The 22,994-nt window shown below is 68.1% G+C and carries 20 protein-coding genes; all 20 read right to left on the reverse strand.

Annotated elements, in window-relative coordinates:
• Positions 1 to 15: 15 nt before the first annotated feature.
• Entirely contained in the window at positions 16 to 2,727 is a 2,712-nt protein-coding gene (locus tag EDC22_RS12230) for a cation-transporting P-type ATPase (protein ID WP_132806953.1), read from the reverse strand.
• A gap of 69 nt (positions 2,728 to 2,796) precedes the next feature.
• Entirely contained in the window at positions 2,797 to 2,925 is a 129-nt protein-coding gene (locus EDC22_RS18225) for a hypothetical protein (RefSeq protein WP_281048289.1), read from the reverse strand.
• Between the two features lie 170 nt (positions 2,926 to 3,095).
• Positions 3,096 to 3,860: a tellurite resistance TerB family protein gene (locus tag EDC22_RS12235; protein WP_132806954.1), complete on the reverse strand. Its 765-nt coding sequence runs from the start codon at positions 3,858 to 3,860 to the stop codon at positions 3,096 to 3,098.
• A 69-nt stretch (positions 3,861 to 3,929) separates the two neighbouring features.
• Positions 3,930 to 4,514: a HupE/UreJ family protein gene (locus EDC22_RS12240; RefSeq protein WP_132806955.1), complete on the reverse strand. Its 585-nt coding sequence runs from the start codon at positions 4,512 to 4,514 to the stop codon at positions 3,930 to 3,932.
• A gap of 26 nt (positions 4,515 to 4,540) precedes the next feature.
• Positions 4,541 to 5,173 (reverse strand): urease accessory protein UreG, encoded by a 633-nt coding sequence (gene ureG / locus EDC22_RS12245; protein ID WP_132806956.1) that lies wholly within the window; start codon positions 5,171 to 5,173, stop codon positions 4,541 to 4,543.
• Between the two features lie 136 nt (positions 5,174 to 5,309).
• Complete coding sequence (locus tag EDC22_RS12250) at positions 5,310 to 6,032, reverse strand: urease accessory protein UreF (protein ID WP_425385531.1); 723 nt, start codon at positions 6,030 to 6,032, stop codon at positions 5,310 to 5,312.
• Positions 6,010 to 6,483 (reverse strand): urease accessory protein UreE, encoded by a 474-nt coding sequence (locus EDC22_RS12255; protein WP_132806957.1) that lies wholly within the window; start codon positions 6,481 to 6,483, stop codon positions 6,010 to 6,012. Before EDC22_RS12255 ends, EDC22_RS12250 begins: the two co-directional genes overlap by 23 nt.
• A gap of 85 nt (positions 6,484 to 6,568) precedes the next feature.
• On the reverse strand, positions 6,569 to 8,278 hold the full coding sequence (gene ureC, locus EDC22_RS12260; RefSeq protein WP_132806958.1) for an urease subunit alpha: 1,710 nt from the start codon (positions 8,276 to 8,278) through the stop codon (positions 6,569 to 6,571).
• Between the two features lie 57 nt (positions 8,279 to 8,335).
• Entirely contained in the window at positions 8,336 to 8,770 is a 435-nt protein-coding gene (locus EDC22_RS12265; RefSeq protein WP_132806959.1) for a lysozyme inhibitor LprI family protein, read from the reverse strand.
• Entirely contained in the window at positions 8,770 to 9,393 is a 624-nt protein-coding gene (locus tag EDC22_RS12270) for an urease subunit beta (protein ID WP_132806960.1), read from the reverse strand. The genes EDC22_RS12265 and EDC22_RS12270 overlap by 1 nt, the downstream gene beginning before the upstream one ends.
• Before the next feature lie 11 nt (positions 9,394 to 9,404).
• Positions 9,405 to 10,265, reverse strand: a complete 861-nt coding sequence (locus EDC22_RS12275) for an urease accessory protein UreD (protein WP_132806961.1) — start codon at positions 10,263 to 10,265, stop codon at positions 9,405 to 9,407.
• Entirely contained in the window at positions 10,240 to 10,938 is a 699-nt protein-coding gene (urtE, locus tag EDC22_RS12280) for an urea ABC transporter ATP-binding subunit UrtE (RefSeq protein ID WP_132806962.1), read from the reverse strand. Before urtE ends, EDC22_RS12275 begins: the two co-directional genes overlap by 26 nt.
• Before the next feature lie 3 nt (positions 10,939 to 10,941).
• A complete protein-coding gene (urtD, locus tag EDC22_RS12285) occupies positions 10,942 to 11,694 on the reverse strand; it encodes an urea ABC transporter ATP-binding protein UrtD (RefSeq protein ID WP_132806963.1) in 753 nt (250 codons plus the stop codon).
• 10 nt (positions 11,695 to 11,704) lie between these two features.
• Entirely contained in the window at positions 11,705 to 12,871 is a 1,167-nt protein-coding gene (gene urtC, locus EDC22_RS12290) for an urea ABC transporter permease subunit UrtC (protein ID WP_132806964.1), read from the reverse strand.
• A 238-nt stretch (positions 12,872 to 13,109) separates the two neighbouring features.
• A complete protein-coding gene (gene urtB / locus EDC22_RS12295) occupies positions 13,110 to 14,735 on the reverse strand; it encodes an urea ABC transporter permease subunit UrtB (protein ID WP_132806965.1) in 1,626 nt (541 codons plus the stop codon).
• Between the two features lie 117 nt (positions 14,736 to 14,852).
• Positions 14,853 to 16,148, reverse strand: a complete 1,296-nt coding sequence (gene urtA / locus EDC22_RS12300; protein WP_132806966.1) for an urea ABC transporter substrate-binding protein — start codon at positions 16,146 to 16,148, stop codon at positions 14,853 to 14,855.
• Between the two features lie 279 nt (positions 16,149 to 16,427).
• On the reverse strand, positions 16,428 to 19,529 hold the full coding sequence (locus tag EDC22_RS12305) for an efflux RND transporter permease subunit (protein WP_132806967.1): 3,102 nt from the start codon (positions 19,527 to 19,529) through the stop codon (positions 16,428 to 16,430).
• Between the two features lie 48 nt (positions 19,530 to 19,577).
• Positions 19,578 to 20,672: an efflux RND transporter periplasmic adaptor subunit gene (locus EDC22_RS12310; protein ID WP_165926890.1), complete on the reverse strand. Its 1,095-nt coding sequence runs from the start codon at positions 20,670 to 20,672 to the stop codon at positions 19,578 to 19,580.
• Between the two features lie 75 nt (positions 20,673 to 20,747).
• Complete coding sequence (locus tag EDC22_RS12315) at positions 20,748 to 21,341, reverse strand: TetR/AcrR family transcriptional regulator (RefSeq protein WP_132806969.1); 594 nt, start codon at positions 21,339 to 21,341, stop codon at positions 20,748 to 20,750.
• A gap of 179 nt (positions 21,342 to 21,520) precedes the next feature.
• Positions 21,521 to 22,879, reverse strand: a complete 1,359-nt coding sequence (locus tag EDC22_RS12320) for a malonyl-CoA decarboxylase (protein WP_132806970.1) — start codon at positions 22,877 to 22,879, stop codon at positions 21,521 to 21,523.
• Positions 22,880 to 22,994 lie beyond the last annotated feature (115 nt).

A 22,994-nucleotide genomic window follows, 5' to 3' on the forward strand; every position in this document is an offset into this window, starting at 1 on the left:
AAGCCTCGCCCGTGTCTACGCACGCCGGCGGCGCGCCACGGCCTTCTCGGCCTCGACGATGAGGAACATGGCCGCCGCTGCCGCACCGATCCACAGCCAGTCTGCGATGTCGAGCGGCACCGTCGCGAACACCGTCTGCAGCGGTGGCAGATAGGTGAAGGCGATCTGCAGAAGCGCGACCAGCGCGACCGCGACCACCGCCGGAACGCTCCCGGTGAAGGTCCGCCAGGTCAGGGATGGCGCCACGAGCTGGCGGGTATTGAACAGATAGAGCGCCTCGCAGGCGACGATCGCGTTGACCGCGAGCGTCCGGGCCCGGTCGAGACTGCCATCCTCGTCGGCTGCCATCGCGAACAGCCCGGCCGCGGCCGCCGTCATCAGCAGCGAGACCAGCACGATGCGCCAGATCAGGAACGGCGACAGGATCGGGGCATCGGGCCGCCGCGGCGGACGCGCCATCGTCCCCGGCTCGGCGGGCTCGAAGGCGAAGGCGAGCGCCAGCGTCACCGTGGTCACCATGTTCACCCAAAGGATCTGCAACGGGGTCACCGGCAGGGCGAGACCCAGCAGGATCGCACCGATCACGATCAGCGCCTGACCGCCATTGGTCGGCAGGATGAAGACGATCGCCTTCTTCAGATTCTGATAGACCGTGCGGCCCTCCTCGACCGCATGGGCGATCGAGGCAAAGTTGTCGTCGGCGAGCACGATCTGCGCGGCTTCCCTGGCCGCCTCGGATCCCTTGATGCCCATGGCGACACCGACGTCGGCGCGCTTGAGCGCCGGGGCGTCGTTGACGCCGTCGCCGGTCATCGCCACCACCTCGCCGCAGGACTGCAACGCCTCGACCAGCCGCAGCTTGTGCTCCGGCGCGGTGCGGGCGAAGACGTCCACCTCGCGCGCCATCCGCGCGAGCGCCGGCAAGTCGAGCGTCTCGAAATCGCGTCCGGTGACGACCCGGTCCGCCGCCATGCCGAAGCGAACGGCGATGGCGCGGGCGGTGGCGCCGTGGTCGCCAGTGATCATCTTGACGCGGATGCCGGCCGCGCGACAGCGCCGGACAGCCTCGATCGCCTCTTCGCGGGGCGGATCGGCGATGCCGAGAAGCCCGAGCATCGTCAGGCCAGCCTCGAGGTCGGCGTCGGTGATCTCCGCCTTGTCCGGTGCGGTCCGCCGGAACGCGACGGCCAGCACGCGCTGGCCTTCGGCGGCCATCTCCTCGAGCCTGTCGTGCCACCAGGCGATGTCGAGGTCGCTCTCGCCGGCGGGATCGGCCTGCCGGTCGCACAGCCCGAGCAGCACCTCCGGCGCTCCCTTGGCATAGATCACCCCGCCGCTGTCGTCGCGGTGCAGCGTCGCCATCATCCGCCGTGTCGTCTCGAACGGCAGCGTGTCGATGCGCGGCAGCGGCGCGCAGTCGCGTGCAGGCTCGATCCCCGCCTTGTGGGCGAGCACCACCAGCGCGCCCTCCATCGGGTCACCCTCGACACGCCAGCCGCCGCCGGCCTGGCGAAGCTGCGCGTCGGAGCACAGGCAGGCGCCGCGGACAAGCTCGCGCAGTCGGGCGCGCCTCGCCTCGGCCCCCGCCGCGCCATCGCGGTCCCGGATGTCTCCCTCCGGCAGGTAGCCGCTGCCCTCGACATCGAACACGGTGCCGGCGACGGCAACGGTCTCCACCGTCATCTCGTTGCGGGTGAGCGTCCCGGTCTTGTCGGAACAGATCACCGTCACCGAGCCCAGCGTCTCGACCGCCGGGAGGTGGCGGACGATGGCGTTGCGATGCGCCATGCGCTCGACGCCGATCGCCATGGTGATGGTCAGGATCGCCGGCAGCCCTTCCGGGATCGCCGCAACCGCGAGACCCACCACGGCAAGGAAAAGTTCGCCGACATCGTACCCGCGCACCAGGACACCAAAGGCGAAGATCGCCGCCGAGACCGCAAGGATGGTGAATGTCAGCCAGTGGGCGAACCGGTTCATCTGGCGCAGCAGCGGCGTGGTGATCCGCCCCACCGAGCCGACCAGATGGCCGATCCGGCCGATCTCGGTGGCTTCCCCGGTCGCAACGACGAGGCCGGAGGCGGTGCCGCGCGTCAGCAGCGTGCCGAAATAGGCCATGTCGGTGCGATCGGCGAGCAGGGTCTCCGGCGGAACCTCGGCGGTCGATTTCGCCACCGGCAGCGATTCGCCGGTCAGCGGCGCCTCGTCCACCTCGACCGACTTGGCATGGAGCAGCCTCAGATCGGCCGGAACGCGATCTCCCGCTTCCAGCACCACCACATCACCGGGCACGAGGTCGGCCGCGTCCACCGTCATCCTGTGGCCGTCGCGCAGAACCAGCGCCTTGGGCGCCAGCATGGCGCGGATGGCGCCCATCGCCTGCTCCGCCCGTCCTTCCTGAACGAAGCCGACGATCGCATTGATCACCACGACAGCGAGGATGACAGCCGAATCGACGACGTGGCCGATCGCCGCCGTGACCACCGCCGCGGCCAGCAGCACATAGATCAGCACGCTGTGGAACTGCAGCAGGAAGCGGATCACCGGATGGCGCGGCGGCATCTCCGGCAGGCGGTTGGGGCCGTGGATCCGCAACCGCCGCGCCGCCTCCTCGGCCGACAGTCCGTTGTGATGGGCGTCGAGCGCTGCGATGACCTCGTGGACGGACATGGCGTGCCAGGCCCGTGACTCTCGGTCCGGGAACTTCGCAGCGGAGGGTGTCGTCATGAACGCTCGGAACCGTCGGGCTTGCGGACAGGCGCTGTGCGGGCCGTTGCCCGCTGTCGGATTATCAGGTTAGGCCCCCTTGCCGAGCGACTCCTTGACATAGCGCAGGTTGACCGCGCCATCGGCCGCCGCGACGTTCGCGAACCGGTCGCGCAGGGGTTCGTGCAGCCCGGAAGGGGCGTGGAACGGCACTGCCACGCAGGGCTGGTGCCCGGTGTGATGGAGGATGGTTCAGGCGATGTCGCGCTCGACGCGCGTCGAGCGCGTCGCACGGGTATCGGCGACGGGATTGCCGACGACGCCGCGCCGGCGCCACATGCCGCTGCCGTGCACCAATCGCCGGCGGCCGATGTGGCAACCCGTCGGCATCATCTGGCCGCGGCGGCGGTCGCCTCGAGATGCGCGACGAGATCCGGTGCCAGCCGCAGACGTTCGGCGAAGGTGCGCAGGAAGGCCGCCTCCTCGGCCGTGTCGGGATCGATCGTCAGCCGCGCGGCGAGCCACATCTCGGCGGCGAGCTCCGGCGTCGTCGCCTGGCGGGCGATGTCGTCGAGGTCGTCCGGCTGTCCCAGCGCCTCGATCAGGAATGTCCTGGCGCCGTCCGCCAGACCGGCCTGGGCAAGCGCCTGCTCGACCTTGCGGGTCTCCTCGGCATCGATGCGTCCGTCGGCCCGGGCGGCGGCGATCATCGCCCGGATGACGGCTCTGGCAAGGACGTTCTGGCCCTCGGGAGTAGCTGGCACAGCGAAGCCGCTCGATTCGGGCGGCGGCAGCGGCGCCGGAGGCTGCTGTTGCTGAGCAGGGACACCGGTGCGACCGGCCTGCCAGTCGCTGTAGGCCTTGTAGGCGAGACCGCCGAGCAGGGCGAGGCCGCCCACTTTGATGGCGGTGCTGCCGAGCTTGCGGCCGGCCTTGGTGCCGAGCAGCAGGGCCGTGATCCCGCCGGCCAGCGCGCCGCCGGCAAGTCCCGAACCACCAAGGCCCTTGCCGAGCGCTCCGGTCAGACCGCCGAGTGCCTGTTGCGCGCCGGTCAGGACGTCCGTGCCCTTGGCCCCGGTGGTCGCAGGAGGTTCGCCCTGTCCGCCTGTCTGAAGCTGCGTCAGGGTCTCGAGCAGGCGGCGTGTATCCAGCATCGTCCGGTCATCCCGTTGCGTTGGTCCAGCACCGCAGATAGGTAGCCGAACGCCCTTCGGGAAGGGCGATCAGCCCACCGCGAGCGCGATGCCAGCGATCACCACGAGCCCACCCAGCGCGCGCAGGGCAATGGCAGAAACGCCGACACGGGCGATTCCGACACAGAGCGCGATGCCAATACCGTGCAGCAGGGCGGTGGCAAGGGCGAACCCGATCAGATACTCGAGCCCGCCGACGGTCTCCGGCACCTCGGTGCCGTGGGCATGGCCATGGAACAGGGCGAAGAAGCCGACGATCACCGCGCCCAGCCACACCGGCGCACGCAGCGCCATCGCGATCGCCAGACCGAGCACGATGACCGAGGCGAGGATGCCCGGTTCGACGAAGGGCAGCGGCACGCCGGCCATGCCGAGCACGCCGGCAAGCACCATCATGCCGACGAAGGCGGCCGGCCACGCCCACATCGCCCGGGCTCCGACCATCCCCGCCCACAGGCCGACGGCAACCATCGCCAGCACATGATCGGGTCCGAGGATCGGATGCATGAAACCCGAGGCGAAGCCGGATGTGGCGCCGGCGCCGACATGGGCCAGGACGGGCGTCGCGGTGAGGGCGGCGAGGATCGCGGCAGGCGCGGCAATCGTCTTCGACATGACGGTCTCCGGAGTGGCAGATCGGATCAGGGGGCGGCGGACGGGGCAAGCCCCCCGGCCCGTTCGAGGAAGGCGATGATCGTGTCGAGACCCTCGCGGGTCTTCATGTTGGTGAACACGTAGGGCCGATCGCCGCGCATGCGGCGGGTGTCCTGGTCCATCACCTCCAGCGAGGCGCCGACCAGCGGCGCAAGATCGATCTTGTTGATGACAAGAAGATCGGAGCGGGTGATGCCGGGCCCACCCTTGCGCGGGATCTTCTCGCCGGCCGCGACGTCGATGACATAGATCGTCAGGTCGGCAAGCTCCGGCGAGAACGTGGCAGCAAGATTGTCGCCGCCCGATTCGACCAGCACCAGATCGAGATCGGGGAAGCGGGCGCGCATCTGCGCGATCGCGGCGAGATTGATCGAGGCGTCCTCGCGGATCGCCGTGTGCGGACAGCCGCCGGTCTCCACTCCCATGATCCGCTCGGTCGGCAGGGCGCCCACCCGATTGAGGATCAGCGCGTCCTCCTTGGTGTAGATGTCGTTGGTGATCGCGGCGATGTCGTAGGTATCGCGCAAGGCCTTGCACAAGGCCTCCATCAGCGCAGTCTTGCCGGAGCCGACCGGCCCGCCGATGCCGACCCGGAGGGGTCCGTTGGGTGATGACGTCATGCCTGCCCTCCCGGAATGACCGACCGAGCCGCGCTTCCGCGGTCGTCATCCGGGACGGCCGCCAGCCCGATCCCGGATCGACACCGGGGCAGTGGCATCCGGAATGACGGAAGCGCTTGCGGGACGGATGTCGCGCTCATGTCCTGAACAACCTCGTGTACTGGGTCTCATGCCGCATGGACGCGATGTCGGCGAGGAGCGCACAGCCGCCGATCACCTCGAGATCCGCCGCCATGGCCTCGGCGGCGACGGCGGCGACCACCGGTTCGAGCCGCGCGATGGCGCGCTGACCGTCGGTCTGACCGAGCGGAACAAGCCGAACCCCGGCCGACACGAGGTTGGCGGCGAAGGCATGCAGGTAGGCCACCAGCGCAGGTTCGAGCGCAATCCCATGGCGCGCTGCAGCGAGGCCGACCGCGACCGGATAGGCGAGGTCGGCCGGATCCTCGCCGACGCCCGCCGGCCACGCGGCCTCTGTGGCGAGCGCGAAGGCGCGGCCCTGCGACAAGGTCTCGGTGCGCCGCTCCCGGGACGGCGAGAGCGCGGCGGCGAGTTCGGCGATCATTGCCAGTCCGGCCGCATCGCCGCCGCGGATCGCCCGCCAGGTTGCCGCCAGCAGGATCGCGTCCTGGCGGCCGCCACCATGGCGGAGAATGTCGCCGATCCAGCGGGACAGCCCCTGCGCATCGCAAACATTACCAGCCTCGACCTCCCATTCGAGGCCATGGCTATGGCTGAAGGCGCCGACGGGATAGGCCGGCGACAGCCACGCCATCAGCCGGTACAGAGCGGCTGCGTCAGCGCCTCGAGACGCTCCGGACCCGGCCATCCCCGCCTCAGCCATCGCCGTCCCCGTCATGATCGCGGTACATCCGGTCGTGATGATGGGCGTAGGCACCACCCTCGGGCAGGAACTGGGCGCGCACGTCGCGCACGCTGGCGCCCAGTCCGACCAGCATCTCTGCGATCACATGGTCAGGGCGGATCAGGATGCGGTCCGGCTGGATCTCGGCCGGGATGTGCCGGTTGCCGATGTGCCAGGCGAGCTTGAGAAGCTGATGTGGCGTCGCCGCCGTGATCTCGGTGAGCGTCTCCTCGGCGGCGCTCACAATGACCACACGCCCGTCCTCGAGCTCGAGCCCGTCGCCGTTGCCGATGACGGCCGCCTCGGGCAGGTCGAGCAGGAATTCGGTGCCCTTGTCGCCTTTCAGCGCGATCCGGCGGCGGTAGCGTGCCTCGGCATCCAGCGTGATCGAATCGACCGCCGTCTGGAACGTTCCCCTCGGCAAGACCTTCAGCGCGCGCAGCATAGCCCCTGCTCCCCCGTTGCAACGTCCAATTCGCAGCCGCGTCCGTCGTCCGCGGTCGGTGCTCTGGCGGGTCTCATCGTTCGCCTCAGAACATGAAGTAGCGCTGCGCCATCGGCAATTCTCGCGCCGGCTCGCAGGTCAGCAATTCGCCGTCGGCGCGCACCTCGTAGGTTTCCGGATCGACCTCGACATGCGGAGTCGCCGAATTGTGCACCATGCTTGCCTTGGAGATGCCGCTGCGGGTGTTCTCCACCGCCACCAGCGTCTTGGCGACCCCGAGACGGCCGGCGAGGCCGGCGTCGAGCGATGCCTTGGAGACGAAGGTGACGGACGACCCGGACAGAGCCTTGCCGTAGCTGCCGAACATCGGCCGGTAGTGGACCGGCTCCGGCGTTGGAATCGAGGCGTTCGGATCGCCCATCGGCGCGGCCGCGATCATGCCACCGAGCAGCACCAGTTCGGGCTTGACCCCGAAGAAGGCCGGCGACCACAGCACCAGATCGGCCCGCTTGCCGACCTCGACCGAGCCGATATGGGCCGAGATGCCGTGCGCGATCGCCGGATTGATCGTGTACTTGGCGACATAGCGCTTGACCCTGACATTGTCGTTGTCGCCGGACTCCTCGCGCAGCCGGCCGCGCTGCACCTTCATCTTGTGGGCGGTCTGCCAGGTGCGGATCACCACCTCGCCGACCCGCCCCATCGCCTGGCTGTCGGAGGCGATGATCGAGAATGCGCCGATGTCGTGCAGGATGTCCTCGGCGGCGATCGTCTCCTTGCGGATGCGGCTCTCGGCGAAGGCGACGTCCTCCGGAATCGACGGATCGAGGTGATGGCAGACCATCAGCATGTCGAGATGCTCGTCGACCGTGTTGGCGGTGTAGGGCCTCGTCGGATTGGTCGAGGACGGGATCACATTGGCCAGCCCGCAGACCTTGATGATGTCGGGCGCGTGGCCGCCGCCGGCACCCTCCGTATGGAAGGCATGAATCGTCCGCCCGCCGATCGCCTTCACCGTGTTCTCGACGAAGCCCGATTCGTTCAGCGTATCGGTGTGGATCATCACCTGCACGTCGAGATCGTCGGCAACCGAGAGGCAGCAGTCGATGGCGGCGGGCGTCGTGCCCCAGTCCTCGTGAAGCTTCAGCGCACACGCGCCGGCCAGCACCTGTTCGACGAGGGCGTCGGGGCGTGAGGCGTTGCCCTTCCCCGACCAGCCGATGTTCATCGGCAATCCGTCGGACGCCTCGATCATGCGCGCGATGTGCCAGGGTCCGGGCGTGCAGGTCGTCGCCAGCGTGCCGTGCGCCGGACCGGTGCCGCCGCCGAGCATCGTGGTGATGCCCGACATCAGCGCCTCTTCCACCTGCTGGGGGCAGATGAAGTGGATGTGGGCGTCGAATCCACCGGCGGTGAGGATCCTGCCCTCGGCCGCGATCGCCTCGGTACCGGGGCCGACAATGATGTCGACGCCGGGCTGGATGTCGGGATTGCCGGCCTTGCCTATGCCCACGATCAGGCCGTCCTTCAGACCGACATCGGCCTTGACGATCCCCCAGTGGTCGAGGATCAGCGCATTGGTGATCACGGTGTCCACCGCGCCGGCGGCGCGCGTCACCTGGCTCTGCCCCATACCGTCGCGGATCACCTTGCCACCGCCGAACTTCACCTCCTCGCCATAGGTCGTGAAGTCCTTCTCGACCTCGATCCAGAGATCGGTGTCGGCGAGCCGGACACGGTCGCCCACCGTGGGACCGAACATGTGGGCATAGGCGGCGCGCTTCATCCTGGCCATCTGCAATCCGTCCTTCCTGACCGTCCAGCCGGGCCGAGGCCGGCGGGCGGCCATCCTTCAGTTGCCCATGCCGTAAACGAGACCTTCGAGATCCTCGACCCTCTGGCGGGTCAGACGCTCGAGGCAACCATAGACGATCAGCGCCATCATGCTGCCGCCGCTGACCAGATAGCCTTCCGCCTCGCAGGCCTTGTCGCGGAACGGGATCCAGGCGCGCTGCGCCGCCCTGAGCGACTCGACCGCACCCCGCCGGCCGGGCTCGAGACGGGAATCGATCTGACGCATCGCCTCGATCGCCTGGGGGTAGATCTCGTTCAGATCCGCATCGGCGGCGAGATAGTCGCGCTCGGCGCAATAGTTCAGTTCCATCTGCGTCCCGGCGTTGTTGCAGTCGACGTGCGGCTCGGCGCCGGCGTCACCGGTCAGGGCGACCAGCAGCGCGAGCGCCGCAACGACCGCCAGTGCGCGGCCGGCGAAACGCCACCCTTCCATCACAGCTCCCCCATGACCTTGCTGTTGAACCCATACACGGTCCGCGTTCCCGACAGTGCGACCAGCCTCACCTCGCGCGTCTGGCCGGGCTCGAAGCGCACGGCGGTGCCGGCGGGAATGTCGAGCCGGAAGCCGCGCGCCTTCTCGCGATCGAAGGCAAGCGCCTCGTTGGTCTCGAAGAAATGGTAGTGGCTGCCGACCTGCACCGGCCGGTCGCCGGTGTTGGAGACCTGCAGCGTCACCGTCTGGCGCCCGGCGTTGAGCTCGATGTCGCCAGCGGCGGTGGCGATCTCGCCCGGCACGATGCCGGCGGGGGTGCCGCCCCGGATCGGCTGGTGCACCGTCACCAGCTTGGTGCCGTCGGGAAATGTCGCCTCGACCTGCACCTCGGTGATCATCGCGGCGATGCCCGGCATCACCTGATCGGCGGTGACCACATGGGCAGCGGCCTCCATCAGGTCGGCGACGGATCGGCCGTCGCGCGCTCCCTCGACGACATAATCGGTGATCAGCGCGATCGTCTCGGGATAGTTCAGCTTCACGCCGCGGGCGAGCCGGCGGCGGGCGACATCGGCGGCAAGAGCCACCAGCAGCTTGTCCTTCTCCCTTGGCGTCAGCTTCACGGTTCCCCCCTTCAGATCATCCAGGACCGCGGCGCGGCCCAGCCGGTCGCAGCGAACAGTCTGCACAGCGCCTGCCGCAGTCCCGCCCCGTCGCCGGCGACGACGCGGGCCGACAGGAGACCATCCCAGGCGCTGGCGCCGGCCCGGACGCCGGCACCGTCCAGCGCGCTGCGCGCCCGGTCAAGTCGGGACCCGGCATCCCCCGCCACCAGCAGCAGGCTAGCGAATGCCCGACCGCCCGCAAGGGTCGCCGGACCGGCCAGGTGCTCCCAAGCGGCCCCGTCGATCCTCAAATCGTCGGCATAGACCAGCCGGTCGCCGCGGCGGATGCGCCAGCGGTCCGTCAGCCTGCCCTGCCTCACGCGCTCACCGGACGCGGTACGGCCGAGCACGACCGCCTCGCACAGCAGCGCCTCGGCACATCCGTCACACGAGAGGGTGAGGGTGCGGGCGAGCCTCGCCCCGTCGAACAGGATCGTTTCCTGCGGAAGCCAGCCCAGCCGGGCCCCCGACGCCGCAACCAGCGTAACGTCGATCCGGGCCTCGCCGCCCGTCGAGCGGTAGGCCTTTTCCGCGGCCTGCGTCGTCAGCACCGCGGCACTCCTCTCGCCCGCTTCGGCGCTGATGCGGAACCGGTCGCCGCCGGTGACGCCGCCGGCCGTGTTGAGCAGCACCGCCTCGATCATGCCGTCAGCCTCGTAGTTGCGCGGGAACCGAACCTTCGCCGAGCCCTGCTGATAGGCCTCGCGGACGCCGCCGCCGGCGCCCGCGAAGGCGAGGCGGATCTCGCCGTCCGCCCGCTGCAGGCGGCCGGATGGGCAACCGGTGGAGGCGACGGGGCCAGCATCAGACCGTGAGGCGACGTCGTACATCCTCCTCCACCATCTCGTCGCGCGTGCCGGCGAGCACGATCTCGCCGCGATCCATGACGGCGAAACTATCCGCCAGGTCACGGGCGAAATCGAAATACTGCTCGACGAGCAGGATCGCCATGGTTCCCTTGTCGCGAAGATAGGCGATGGCTCGGCCGATGTCCTTGATAATCGAGGGCTGGATGCCCTCGGTCGGCTCGTCGAGGACGAGCAGGCGCGGCCGGGTGACGAGCGCCCGGCCGATGGCGAGCTGCTGCTGCTGGCCGCCGGACAGGTCGCCGCCGCGGCGCCGCCGCATGGTGGCAAGCACGGGAAACAGCTCGAACACCTCGTCGGGAACTGTGCGCCGGACGCCCCGGGGCAGCGCCGCGAAGCCGGTCTGCAGGTTCTCCTCGACGCTGAGCAGCGGGAAGATCTCCCTGCCCTGCGGCACATAGGCGATCCCGCAGCGGGCCCGATCGTACGGCCTCAGGTCCGCCAGGTCGCGCCCTTCCCAGACGATCCTGCCGGCGGAGACCGCGTGCTGGCCGACAATGGCCTTCAGCAGCGAGGTCTTGCCGACGCCGTTGCGGCCCATCAGGCAGGTGACCTTGCCGGGCTCGGCGGCGAGCGAGACACGCCACAGCGCCTGCGCCGCGCCGTAGTGGAGATCGACAGCCTCGACGCTCAGCATCCTTCAGCGCCCCAGATAGACCTCGACCACGCGCGGGTCGGCAGAGACGTGGTCGAGCGAGCCTTCGGCAAGCACCGAGCCCTCGTGCAGCACGGTGACCTTGACCCCGAGATCGCGCACGAATTCCATGTCGTGCTCGACGACCACGACGGACCGGGTCTTGGCGATCTCCTTGAGCAGGATCGCGGTCTCGGCGGTCTCGGCGTCGGTCATGCCCGCCGCCGGCTCGTCGACGAGCAGCAGTTTCGGCGACTGGGCGAGCAGCATGCCGATCTCGAGCCACTGCTTCTGGCCGTGGCTGAGATTGGCGGCGAGCTCGTTGCGCTTGTCGGCCAGACGGATGGTCGTCAGGATTGCGTCGATGCGGGCGCGCTCTGCATCGTCGGTGCGGTGGAACAGCGCCGCGAACGGACCGCGCGGGGCCTTCAGCGCAAGCTCGAGATTGTCCCAGACGGTGTGGCTCTCGAACACTGTCGGCCGCTGGAACTTGCGTCCGATGCCAAGTTCGGCGATGGCGGCCTCGTCGAGGCGGGTGAGATCGGTCGCCCCCTCGAACAGGATCGTGCCTTCGTCGGGCCGGGTCTTGCCGGTGATGCAGTCCATCATGGTGGTCTTGCCGGCCCCGTTCGGGCCGATGATGGCGCGCATCTCGCCGGGCTCGATGACCAGCGACAGGCCGTTCAACGCCCGGAAGCCGTCGAAGGAGACCGAAACGTTGTCGAGATAGAGAAGGGTATTGGTCAGCCTGTCGTCCATGCCTGCCCCCTCATTCCGCCGCCTGCGGCTTGCTGACGACGATGCCCGCCTTGGCTTCAGCGCAGCCTGCTCGGTCGGCGGCGGGCTGCAGCGCAGAACGGCGGCGGGATCGCAACGCAGCGATGGTGCCGACGATGCCCTTCGGCAGGAACAGCGTCACCGCGATGAACAGGCCGCCCAGCGCGAACAGCCAGATGTCCGGCAGCGCGGCGGTGAAATAGGTCTTGGCGTAGTTGACCAGCACCGCGCCGATGACCGGCCCGACCAGCGTGCCCCGGCCTCCGACGGCGACCCAGACGACGACCTCGATCGAGTTGGCCGGCGCGAACTCGCCCGGGTTGATGATGCCGACCTGCGGCACGTAGAGCGCGCCGGCGATGCCCGCCAGCATCGCCGACAGAACCCAGACGAACAGCTTGTAGTGCTCGACCCGGTAGCCGAGGAAGCGGGTGCGGCTTTCGGCGTCGCGGACCGCGACCAGCACCTTGCCGAGCTTGGAGGTGACCACCATGCGGCAAAGGACGAACCCCGCCGCAAGCGCGAGCGCGGTCGCAGCGAACAGCGCGGCGCGGGTCTCGGCCGCCTGGATGCTGAAGCCGAGGATGTCCTTGAAATCGGTCAGCCCGTTGTTGCCGCCGAACCCCATGTCGTTGCGGAAGAAGGCCAGCATCAGCGCGAAGGTCATCGCCTGGGTGATGATCGACAGGTAGACGCCGGTCACCCGCGAGCGGAAGGCGAACCAGCCGAACACGAAGGCGAGCAGGCCGGGTGCCAGCACGACCATCAGCACGGCGAACCAGAACTGGTCGAACCCGTACCAGTACCAGGGCAGTTCCTGCCAGTTGAGGAACACCATGAAGTCCGGCAGGTCGGGATTGCCGTAGACGCCGCGGCTGCCGATCTGGCGCATCAGATACATGCCCATGGCGTAGCCGCCGAGCGCGAAGAAGGCACCGTGGCCGAGCGACAGGATGCCGGCAAAGCCCCAGATCAGATCGACCGACAGCGCCAGCAGCGCGAAGGCGAGGTACTTGCCGATCAGCGAGACGAAGTAGCTGGAGACATGCAGCGGGTGATTCACCGGCAGGAGCAGGTTGAGCGCCGGCACGACGAGGGCAACGGCGAGAAGGAGTGCGACGAAGATCGATGCCTTGTCGCCGAGCGCGCGCAGGATCATGGCCGGATCTCCCGCGCGGCCCGGCGGATCGCAGCGCGGCCTCCCACCTGGACAGCGTCATTCCGGATGGCCGAAGGCCGAGCCGGGGCCGGGACCTCGCGACGGCCGACGCGTTCCGATTCCGGATCGCCGACGGAGCGACATCCGGGATGACGGAGACATTGCATCGGGAACGGCCCGCGGCTCGTCGCCAAGTGGCACGCGGTGCGGCAGCCGGAGCGGCGGGAATACCGGGTCATCACGCCTCCACAGCCCGGCCCTTCAGCGCGAACAGTCCGCGCGGGCGCTTCTGGATGAACAGGATGATGAACACCAGCACCAGGATCTTGCCGAGCACGGCGCCGGCATAAGGCTCGAGGAACTTGTTGACGATGCCGAGCGTCATCGCGCCGACCAGCGTGCCCCACAGATTGCCGACCCCGCCGAACACCACGACCATGAAGGAATCGATGATGTAGCCCTGACCGAGATTGGGGCTGACATTGTCGATCTGGCTGAGCGCCACGCCGGCAATGCCGGCGATGCCGGAACCGAGGCCGAAGGTCATCGCGTCGACCCAAGATGTGCGGATGCCCATCGAGCCGGCCATGCGGCGGTTCTGGGTGACGGCGCGCATCCTCAGGCCGAAGGCGGTGTATTTCAGCGCCGCCACGAGCAGCAGCAAGACGGTGAGGGCGAACAGCACGATGACCAGCCGGTTGTAGGTGATCGCCATCCCTCCGAGTTCGAAGGCGCCCGACATCCAGGACGGAGCGCCGACCTGGCGGTTGGTCGGCCCGAACATGGTGCGCACCGCCTGCTGCAGGATCAGCGACAGGCCCCAGGTGGCGAGCAGCGTTTCCAGCGGCCGGCCGTACAGGAAGCGGATGATGCCGCGCTCGATCGCCACCCCGATCGCGCCCGCCACCAGGAAGGCGAGCGGCAGGGCGACAACGACCGAGGCGTCGAACAGGCCGGGCGCGTGGGCGCGGACGATCTCCTGCACGACGAAGGTCGTGTAGGCGCCGATCATCACCATCTCGCCATGTGCCATGTTGATGACGCCCATCACGCCGAAGGTGATGGCAAGCCCGATCGCGGCGAGCAGCAGCACCGCGCCGAGCGAGATGCCGTACCAGACGTTCTGCGCGGCGTTCCACATCGCGCGCTGCTGCTCGAGGCGCGACACGGCGGCCTCGGCGGCGGCCCGGACCTCGCCGTCGCTGGCCGCCGCGACCGCCGAGAGCATCGCCAGCGCCTCCTGATCGCCGCGCGCGGCGACCGTCGCGATCGCCGCGATGCGATCGGCATCGCCGGCATCGGAGGTGACGACGATTGCCGCGCGCGCCTGCTGCATCGCCCGGCGCACGCCCGCGTCTTCCTCCTCGGCGATGGCGTGATCCAGTACCTTGATCATCTCGGGATCCGGCGTACGGAACAGCGTTCGGGCTGCGGCAAGCCTGACCGAGGCGTCGGGGCTGTTGAGCGTCAGGCCGGCCAGGGCGCTGCGCACCGCGCGCCGCAGGCTGTTGTTGACGCGGATCTTGTCGACGGCGGCGCGACCGGCTGTTCCGGCATCCTCGCCGGTCAGCGGATCGGTCAGCGCGAAGTCGGCGCCGTCGCGGCGGGCGAAGAACACCTTGCCGTCGCTCTTGCGGACATAGAGATCGCCGGCGGCGAGCGTCTCGAGGATCGGGGCGACGGCGGGATTGCCGGTCGCGCCCAGCGCCGCGACCGCGGCCTCGGTTCCGGCAAAACCGCCGATGGCGAGGCCATCGACGAGGCGTCCGAGATCGGGCGCGGCATCCTGGGCCTCGGCCCTGCCCGCAGCGAGCACGGCGGCAAGAAGGATCGCGGCAAACAGTCGGGCGAGAAGCAGGTACATCGGCAGATCGGCCCGTCGGCAACGGTTTGGTGGAAGGGGCGAGGATTCGCCGCCGGACCGGCAACCCAGTGCGGTCGCATCGTCCGGCGGCGTCCCCCTCTGGTTAAGCTCCGGCGCTCAGGAGCCCTGGCCGCCGCACTTGCCGGTGACGACGTTGAAGTTTCCGCAGCTGAGCGGCGCCCGCCAGTCGGAGATCAGGTCCTTGGAGCCCTCGAGATAATCCGACCACTCGTCGCCGACGACGAGGCCGGGCGTCTCGTAGACAATCTCGAACTGGCCGTCGTCCTGGATCTCGCCGATCAGCACCGGCTTGGTGATGTGGTGGTTCGGCATCATCGCCGAGTAGCCGCCGGACAGGTTCGGCACAGTGACGCCGATCATCGCGTCGATCACCGCGTCGGGATCGGTCGTGCCGGCCTTCTCGACCGCCTTAACCCACATGTTGAAGCCGATGTAGTGGGCTTCCATCGGATCGTTGGTGACACGCTCGGGATCCTTGATGAACTCCTGCCAGGCGGCGATGAACTCCTCATTCTCCGGCGTGTCGACACTCATGAAGTAGTTCCAGGCGGCGAGATGGCCGACCAGCGGTGCCGTGTCGAGCCCGGCGAGCTCCTCCTCGCCGACCGAGAAGGCGACGACGGGAATGTCCTCGGCCTTGATGCCCTGGTTGCCGAGCTCCTTGTAGAATGGCACGTTGGCATCGCCGTTGATGGTGGATACCACCGCCGTCTTCTTGCCGGCGGATCCGAAGGCCTTGATCTCCGAGACGATCGACTGCCAGTCGGAATGCCCGAACGGCGTGTAGTTGATCATGATGTCTTGCTCGGCGACGCCCTTCGACTTCAGGTAGGCCTCGAGGATCTTGTTGGTGGTGCGCGGATAGACGTAGTCGGTGCCGGCCAGCACCCAGCGCTCGACGCCCTCGTTCTCCATCAGGTAGTCGACGGCGGGAATGGCCTGCTGGTTCGGGGCAGCGCCGGTGTAGAAGACGTTGCGGGAGGATTCCTCGCCCTCGTACTGAACGGGATAGAATAGGATGCCATTCAGTTCCTCGAAGACGGGCAGGACCGACTTGCGGCTGACCGAGGTCCAGCAGCCGAACACCGCGGCGACCTTGTCCTGGGCAAGCAGCTCGCGCGCCTTCTCCGCGAACAGCGGCCAGTCGGAGGCCGGATCGACAACGACCGCCTCGAGCTGCTTGCCGAGCAGGCCGCCCTTCTTGTTCTGCTCCTCGATGAGCATCAGCATGACGTCCTTGAGCGTCGTCTCGGAGATCGCCATCGTCCCCGAAAGCGAATGCAGGATGCCGACCTTGATCGTCTCCTGCGCCGCAGCGGGCGCGGCTGCGGTCGCCAGCGCCAACCCCGCCGCGCCGATGCCCGCCAGAAGCCCCTTCCAACATCTGGTCATTCGACTCTCCCCTCGTTGATCGGTGGCCGTGCGGCCACCCGACGTGTCACGCAAGAGCCGGGCCAATCGGCCGAGATCGTCGACGGGGGCAGTCAAACGTCTGGAGAATGGAGGGTTTCCGACGGCTGGCGGTCTCTGTCAGGGAAATGGTGCACCGCAAAAAGAATTGGCGCACTCTCCAGCATATGCCCAACACTTGGGCACATGTGAGAGTGGCTCAATTCTGAGCACAAGCCGCGAAAGGCGGCGACTGCAGGCTCGGTTCGCCCGCCGGCGCTCTCAGCGCGCGCCGGGCGCGGGCGGTGCGGCGCCGATCTCCGCCAGCGCCTTCTCCTCCGCGGCGAGCTTCTCGCGATGGCCGGCCCGGTCCGAGGCGAGGAAGGTATAGATCACCGGCAGCACGAACAGGGTGAAGAGGGTGCCGATCAGCAGACCGGCGACGATCGGCACCGCGATGGCGAAACGGCTTGCCGCGCCCGCCCCGCCCGCGAACAGCAGCGGCGACAGGCCGGCGACCATGGCGGCGGTGGTCATCAGGATCGGCCGCAGGCGCAGTTCCGCTGCATGCGCGACGGCTTCGGCGCGCGACAGGCCATGCTGCTCCTGCTGCTCGCGCGCCACCTCGCAGATCAGGATGCCATGCTTGGTGATGAGACCGATCAGCGTCACCAGCCCGATCTGGCTGTAGATGTTCATCGAGGTGAGCCCCAGCGCCAGCGGGATCAGCGCGCCGACGATCGACAGCGGCACCGAGACGAGGATGACCAGCGGGTCGCGCAGGCTTTCGTACTGGGCAGCGAGCACCAGATAGATCACCACGATCGCGAAGACGAACACGAGATAGAGCGCGCTGCCCTCCTGGACGAATTGCCGCGAGCTGCCGGCATAGTCGATCGAGAACCCCTCGGGCAGGCTGCGCGCCGCCTCCTGCTGCAGGAAGGCAAGCGCGTCGCCGGGGGTCAGGCCGATCATCGGCACGCCGTTGATGGTCGCCGCGTTGAGCTGGTTGAAGCGGTTGAGGCTCGCCGGCATCACCACCTGCCGGATGGTGATCAGGCTCGACAGCGGCACCATGTCGCCGCTGGCCGTCTTTACGTAGTAGCTGCCGAGCTGAGCGGGGTCGAGCCGGTCGGCGCGCGGCACCTGCGGGATCACCTGGTAGGACCGGCCGCCGAGATTGATCAGGTTGACGTAGTTGCCGCCGGTCATCGCCGCGAAGGTCGTGCCGATGTCGCGCATGGTGATGCCGAGCGCACCCGCCTTGTCGCGATCGATCTCGATCACCGTCTGCGGAGTGTCGAACTTCAGGTCGGAATCGATGAACAGGAACTGGCCACTGGCCTGCGCGGCCTGCAGGATCTGCTCGGTGACCTGGGCGAGCTGCTCGTAGTCGGCGGTGGTCTGGACCACGAAGGAGACCGGGAAGCCGGCCCCCGATGTCGGCAGCGGCGGCGGCGAGAACACCGATCCCTTGATGCCCGGTATCGCGTTGATCCGGCTCTGCACCTCCTGGCTCATTTCCTTGGCCGAGCGCGTGCGCTCCGACCACGGCACGAAGGTGCCAATGCCGAGCGCCGCACTGGGCGTGCCGTCGAAGCCGGTGATGGTGAAGCCGAGATCGGTCTCCGGCATGGCCGTGAATGCTGCCGCAACGTCATCGGCATAGAGGTTCATGTAGTCGATATTGGCATAGCTCGGGCCGTTGTAGATGGTGAATAGCGCGCCCTGATCCTCCTCGGGCGCCATTTCCTGCCGGATCTGCGGGAACAGCAGGCCGATCATGCCGACCACGATCAGGGCGAAGGCGACCGTGCTCGCCCGCTCGCGCAGCGACCCGCGCAGCGCCCGCGCATAGCCGCGCTGCAGGGCGCCGAAGACTCGATCGACGCGCGCGGCGAAGCCGCCGGCGCGGGTATGGCGCAGCAGCTTCGAGCTCATCATCGGCGATAGCGTCAGCGCGACGATTCCCGACACGATGACGGCGCCGGCAAGCGTCAGCGCGAATTCGCGGAACAGCGTCCCGGTGAGTCCGCCGGTCAGCGCGATCGGCGCGTAGACCGCCGCCAGCGTGATGGTCATCGAGATCACCGGGGTGGCGATCTCGCGTGTGCCGCGGATCGCCGCCTGGAACGGTGTCAATCCTTCCTCGATGTGGCGGTGGATGTTCTCGAGCACGACGATCGCGTCGTCGACGACGAGGCCGATCGCCAGCACCATCGCCAGCAGCGTCAACAGGTTGATCGAGAACCCGAGCGCCCACAGCGCGGTCATCACGCCGATCAGTGACAGCGGGATCGTCACCATCGGAATGATGGTGGCGCGCACCGAGCCGAGAAACAGGAAGATCACGACGATCACGATCGCAGCGGCCTCGCCGACGGTCTTCAGCACCTCGTAGATCGATTCCTGGATGAACTCGGTGGCGTCGTAGACGATTTCGAGCTCGAGCCCTTCCGGCAGCTCGGCGGCAATCTGCGGCAACACCTCGCGCACGTCGCGCACGACGGTGATCGCGTTGGCATCGGAGGCGACCTTGATGCCGAGGAACACCGCCGACTTGCCGCTCACCACCACCGCCGAGTCCTGGTTCTGGGAGCCCAGTTCGATCGTCGCGACATCGCCGAGCCGGACGATGTCGGTGCCGCTGTTGCGCACCACCAGCTTGCGGAATTCCTCGACCGAGGTCGAATCGGTCATGGCGCGGTTGGTAATGACGTCGTAGTAGCCCTTGGTCGCGCCCGCAGCAGCGGAGAAGTTGTTGGCCTGCAGCGCGGCGACAACCTCGGCCGCGGTCAGCCCGAACTGGGCGAGCTTCAGCGGGTCGATCCACACGCGCATCGCGAAGGTGCGCGAACCGAGGATGTCCGGGGAGGCGACTCCCGGCACCACCGACAGGCGCGGCTGCACGACGCGGGTCAGGTATTCGGTGATCTGCTCCTCGGTCAGGACCGGCGAGGTGAAGGCGATGTACATCGACGCGAATGTGTCGCCGGTTGCCTTGACCAGTACCGGGTCGTTGATGTCGGAAGGCAGCTGCGCACGGACCTGGTTCACCTTGGCGGTGACGTCGGTCATGGCGGCGTTGGCGTCATAGTTCAGGCGCACGAAGACCTGGATGACGCTGGCGCTCTGGGCGCTCCTCGAGGTGATGTAGTCGATGCCGTCGGCGCTGGCGACGGCCTTCTCGATCGGCTCGGTGACGAACCCCTGCATCAGGTTGGCGTCCGCCCCGGGATAGGTGGTGGTGATGGTGATGACGGTGTTCTGCATCTCCGGGTACTGGCGAACCTGGAGATTGGCGGCCGAGTTGAGACCGACCACGAAGATCAGCAGGCTGACGACCACCGCCAGCACCGGGCGCCTGATGAAGATGTCGAACACGGGATCTGCTCCCCTCGGCTCTGGCCGGGACGCGCCGTAAGGTCCGGTCTAATAGGGTTGGGCGGTGACGTCGGGCTGCGGCATCGGCTCCTCCGACACCGAGATCTGCATCCCCGGCGAAAGCTTGAGCTGGCCGGCGGTAACCACGATGTCGCCGGCGGCCACCCCTTCCTCGATCACGACCCTGTTGCCGCGCCGGTCGCCGACGCGCACCACGACGCGCTTCACGGTGGGATGCTCGGCACCCTCGGCGGCAGGTTCGACGACGTAGACGAAGTCGCCATAGAGATTGTAGCTGATCGCCGAGGAGGGCACGACGACCACCTCGCGTTCGTCCGCAAGCTCGACCGAAACGTTGGCGAACATGCCGGGACGCAGCGCCCTGTCGGGGTTGGGGATGGTTCCCTCGACCCGGATCAGCCCCGTGGCCGGATCGACGCGCGGCTCGAGCGACGTGATCGTGCCGTCGAAGACCTTGCCCGGAGCGGCGTCGCTGGTCACGCGGATCGCCCGGCCGGGGACGATCTGGTTGAGATCTCGCTGGCCGACGCTGAATTCGACGAGCAGGGTGTCGAGGTTCTGCAGGTTGACGATCGGAGTGCCGGGTTGGATGTACTGGCCGAGATCGACCTGACGGATGCCGAGCACGCCGTCGAAGGGCGCGGTGACCGTCTTCTTGTCAATCTGGGCCTGCAGCGCGGCGACCTGGGCGCGCTGGGATTCCATCTGGTAGAGCCGTTCGTCGATGTTGGCCTGCGAGACGGTCGCGCCCGGCGCCAGCGAGGCGATGCGCTTGTAATTGGCCTCGGACAGCAGGAAATTGGCCTCGGCAGCGCGCAGATTGGCTTCCTCGATCTCGGAATCGAGCTTCACCAGCACATCGCCGGCTTTCACGGTGTCACCCGAGTTGAAGCTGATCGACTGCACCACGCCGCCGACGGACGGCGTCACATCGACGCCGTTGACGGCACGCAGCGTGCCGATCGCCGGGACGGTGGTGTGCCAGCGGTCGGTGGTGGCCGTCGCCGTCGAGACGCTGATCACCGGCTTCGGCATGTTGGCGAAGTACTCGGCGATCATCTTGTTCCTGAACATGATGAAGCCGTAGACGCCGCCGAAGATCACACCGGCGATCACGAGCATCACCAACATCCTTACCCAGCGCATGGGACATTCCTCGTCCAGAGTGCAGCCGCGATCCGTAACGGCGCGTGATCGTCAGGAATTCAGGCTCGACGCGGCGGGGGCGGCGGTGGATGTGTCGTCGTCCACGAGCGAGCGCATATAGGCGCAGATCTGCGCACGGCCAGCATCGTCGAGCGGAGAAATGCCGAGCAGTTCCCAGAACATCAGACCGTCGGAGGCGAGCCAGACCAGGAGCGCCAGGCGGGGATCGGGCGAATCCTGCTCGAGCTCGCGCAGCGTTTCTTCAAGTTCGACGCGCAGCGGCGCCAGCAGATCCGGATTCTCGGCCACGCCGGCCAGGACCGCGAGCTTTGCGCCGCGATCGAGCGGGATGTCCCGCTTGGCGGCGAGCAGGTTGCGCACCGCTGCGTTCGGGCGGGCGCCATCCTGTTCGCGCAACTCGGCAAGATAGGCGCGGTGGCGGTCGCAGAAGCTTTGCAACATCCCCTCGATCAGCGACTGCTTGGAGGGGAAGTTGTAGAGCAGGCCACCCTTGCTCAACCCTGCCTCCGCCGCGACGGCGTCGAGGGTCAGGTTGGCCGGCCCCCGCTTCGCGACCACGCGCTCGGCAGCCTCGAGGATCCTCGCCTTCGACTTCGGATTGCGGATGCGCTCGCGACCAGCCATTACGGCAGCTCCTTGTACCGTCCGGACGGTGCAGATAAACCGGTCGCAGGGAACGGTCAAGCAGATGCTGCGCTGCAGCGACAGGTGCCGCGATACCGGCAAGTCAGGAACGCTGCAGATGACCGGCAGGCCCCTCGGCCCGGGACCTGCCGCTCCGCCGCGGGGAGGGAATGCGGGGATCAGCCGCCGGCGGTGACGGCGACGAGCACCGACGTCGCGGCCGCCATCGACCTGACAAGGCGCTTCACGGCTGGGCTCGCCACAACCTCGCCCTTGTTGGCGTAGGCCTCGTGATTGCGTTCGATCTGCCTCGGATCATAGAGATAATTGACCATCAGGCCATAGGATTCGGCGATGCCCTTGGGCGAGGGATCGCCAAGGAAGTCGAGCCGCTCGAGCCGTGCGCCGTTGCCGAGATGGAACCGGGCGACCGGATCGGGCGGCGTTCCGCGGGAGGTCTTGGCAAGCAGGAAGTAGCGTGCGGCGAGCGCCATCAGCTCCGGCCTGACACGTTCGGCCCGCTCGTCGGCCCACCAGCCCTCGCTGTCCAGGATGTCCAGCACCTTCGGGTCGATACCGGGGATGCCGCCCGCGTCGGCGCGCTGCGCCTCGACCCAGGCGCGGAAGCCCGGAACCGGCGAGAGGGTGACGAAGGTCTTGAGGCCCGGCAGCGTGCGGGCCAGCTCCTCGACCACCTGCTTGATCAGGAAGTTGCCGAACGAGATGCCCTTCAGACCGGCCTGGCAGTTGGAGATCGAGTAGAACACTGCCGTGGTCGCCTGCTGCGGGTCGATCGGCTTGCGGCCCTCGGCCAGGATCGGTCCGATCGCCTCGGGAATCGAAGGGGTCAGCGCCACCTCGACGAAGATCACCGGCTCGTCGACCAGGGCGGGGTGAAAGAAGGCGTAGAGGCGACGGTCGCGCGGGTCGATGCGGCGGCGCAGATCCTCCCAGCCGTTGATCGCATGCACCGCCTCGTAGCGGATGATCCGCTCGAGAATGGCCGCAGGCGTCGACCAGTCGATGCGCTTGAGGACGAGGAAGCCGCGATTGAACCACGAGGCGAGCAGATGCGCGAAGTCGGCATCGACGGCCCGGAACGAGGGATGATCGCGCAGCCGCTCGAGCAGGTCGGCGCGCATGGCGACCAGCGCCGCGGTACCGCCGGGCGCGCGGTTGAGCCGTCGGATCAGCTCCTGACGGCGGGGTTCCGAGGCCTCGTGCAGGCGGATCGCGTTGTGATCGCTAGGGTCGTCGAGATAGGCGCGGGCGGCCGCCGCCAGAGTTGCAGGATCGGCGCCGAACTCCTCGGCCAGCACCCGGAAGAACGCCGTCTTGCCGGCCGAATCGAGCATGTCGTAGCTGTCGAGCAGTTCGCGCGCCAGCGCCACGCCGGTGGCCTCACCGCGTCCCGACAGCAGCTCGGCGGCAAGACTGCCGAGCGAGCGTCCCGATGGCCGTCTCTCGCGGCGGTCGATCAGCGCGCGACCGCGGTCGACAATCACCGACAGCAAGTCGTTGAAGAAGGACGTATCCATCTGAGCTTCCGATTCCACACGCGTCCGGCCAGTGCGCTGCAGCATGCAGACTCCGCCGGCAAGGGCAACTCCCCATGCGGCCACGAGGTTGGCCCCGGCCGACCTCGCGGTGAAG

Origin of the sequence: Tepidamorphus gemmatus (assembly GCF_004346195.1) — a bacterium.
Lineage (GTDB): Bacteria > Pseudomonadota > Alphaproteobacteria > Rhizobiales > Tepidamorphaceae > Tepidamorphus > Tepidamorphus gemmatus.

Bases quoted from the DNA above. Each gene is read 5' to 3' on its own strand.
- EDC22_RS12310 (WP_165926890.1), bottom strand. From the start codon at position 20,672: ATGCTCGTGATCGCCGGTGTGATCTTCGGCGGCGTCTACGGCTTCATC.
- urtC (WP_132806964.1), bottom strand. From the start codon at position 12,871: ATGATCCTGCGCGCGCTCGGCGACAAGGCATCGATCTTCGTCGCACTC.
- EDC22_RS12315 (WP_132806969.1), bottom strand. From the start codon at position 21,341: ATGGCTGGTCGCGAGCGCATCCGCAATCCGAAGTCGAAGGCGAGGATC.
- EDC22_RS12265 (WP_132806959.1), bottom strand. From the start codon at position 8,770: ATGGAAGGGTGGCGTTTCGCCGGCCGCGCACTGGCGGTCGTTGCGGCG.
- EDC22_RS12320 (WP_132806970.1), bottom strand. From the start codon at position 22,879: ATGGATACGTCCTTCTTCAACGACTTGCTGTCGGTGATTGTCGACCGC.
- EDC22_RS12275 (WP_132806961.1), bottom strand. From the start codon at position 10,265: ATGTACGACGTCGCCTCACGGTCTGATGCTGGCCCCGTCGCCTCCACC.
- ureC (WP_132806958.1), bottom strand. From the start codon at position 8,278: ATGGCCAGGATGAAGCGCGCCGCCTATGCCCACATGTTCGGTCCCACG.
- EDC22_RS12235 (WP_132806954.1), bottom strand. From the start codon at position 3,860: ATGCTGGATACACGCCGCCTGCTCGAGACCCTGACGCAGCTTCAGACA.
- EDC22_RS12230 (WP_132806953.1), bottom strand. From the start codon at position 2,727: ATGACGACACCCTCCGCTGCGAAGTTCCCGGACCGAGAGTCACGGGCC.
- urtB (WP_132806965.1), bottom strand. From the start codon at position 14,735: ATGTACCTGCTTCTCGCCCGACTGTTTGCCGCGATCCTTCTTGCCGCC.
- ureG (WP_132806956.1), bottom strand. From the start codon at position 5,173: ATGACGTCATCACCCAACGGACCCCTCCGGGTCGGCATCGGCGGGCCG.
- EDC22_RS12255 (WP_132806957.1), bottom strand. From the start codon at position 6,483: ATGCTGCGCGCGCTGAAGGTCTTGCCGAGGGGAACGTTCCAGACGGCG.
- urtD (WP_132806963.1), bottom strand. From the start codon at position 11,694: ATGGACGACAGGCTGACCAATACCCTTCTCTATCTCGACAACGTTTCG.
- EDC22_RS12240 (WP_132806955.1), bottom strand. From the start codon at position 4,514: ATGTCGAAGACGATTGCCGCGCCTGCCGCGATCCTCGCCGCCCTCACC.
- urtA (WP_132806966.1), bottom strand. From the start codon at position 16,148: ATGACCAGATGTTGGAAGGGGCTTCTGGCGGGCATCGGCGCGGCGGGG.
- urtE (WP_132806962.1), bottom strand. From the start codon at position 10,938: ATGCTGAGCGTCGAGGCTGTCGATCTCCACTACGGCGCGGCGCAGGCG.
- EDC22_RS12250 (WP_425385531.1), bottom strand. From the start codon at position 6,032: ATGACGGGGACGGCGATGGCTGAGGCGGGGATGGCCGGGTCCGGAGCG.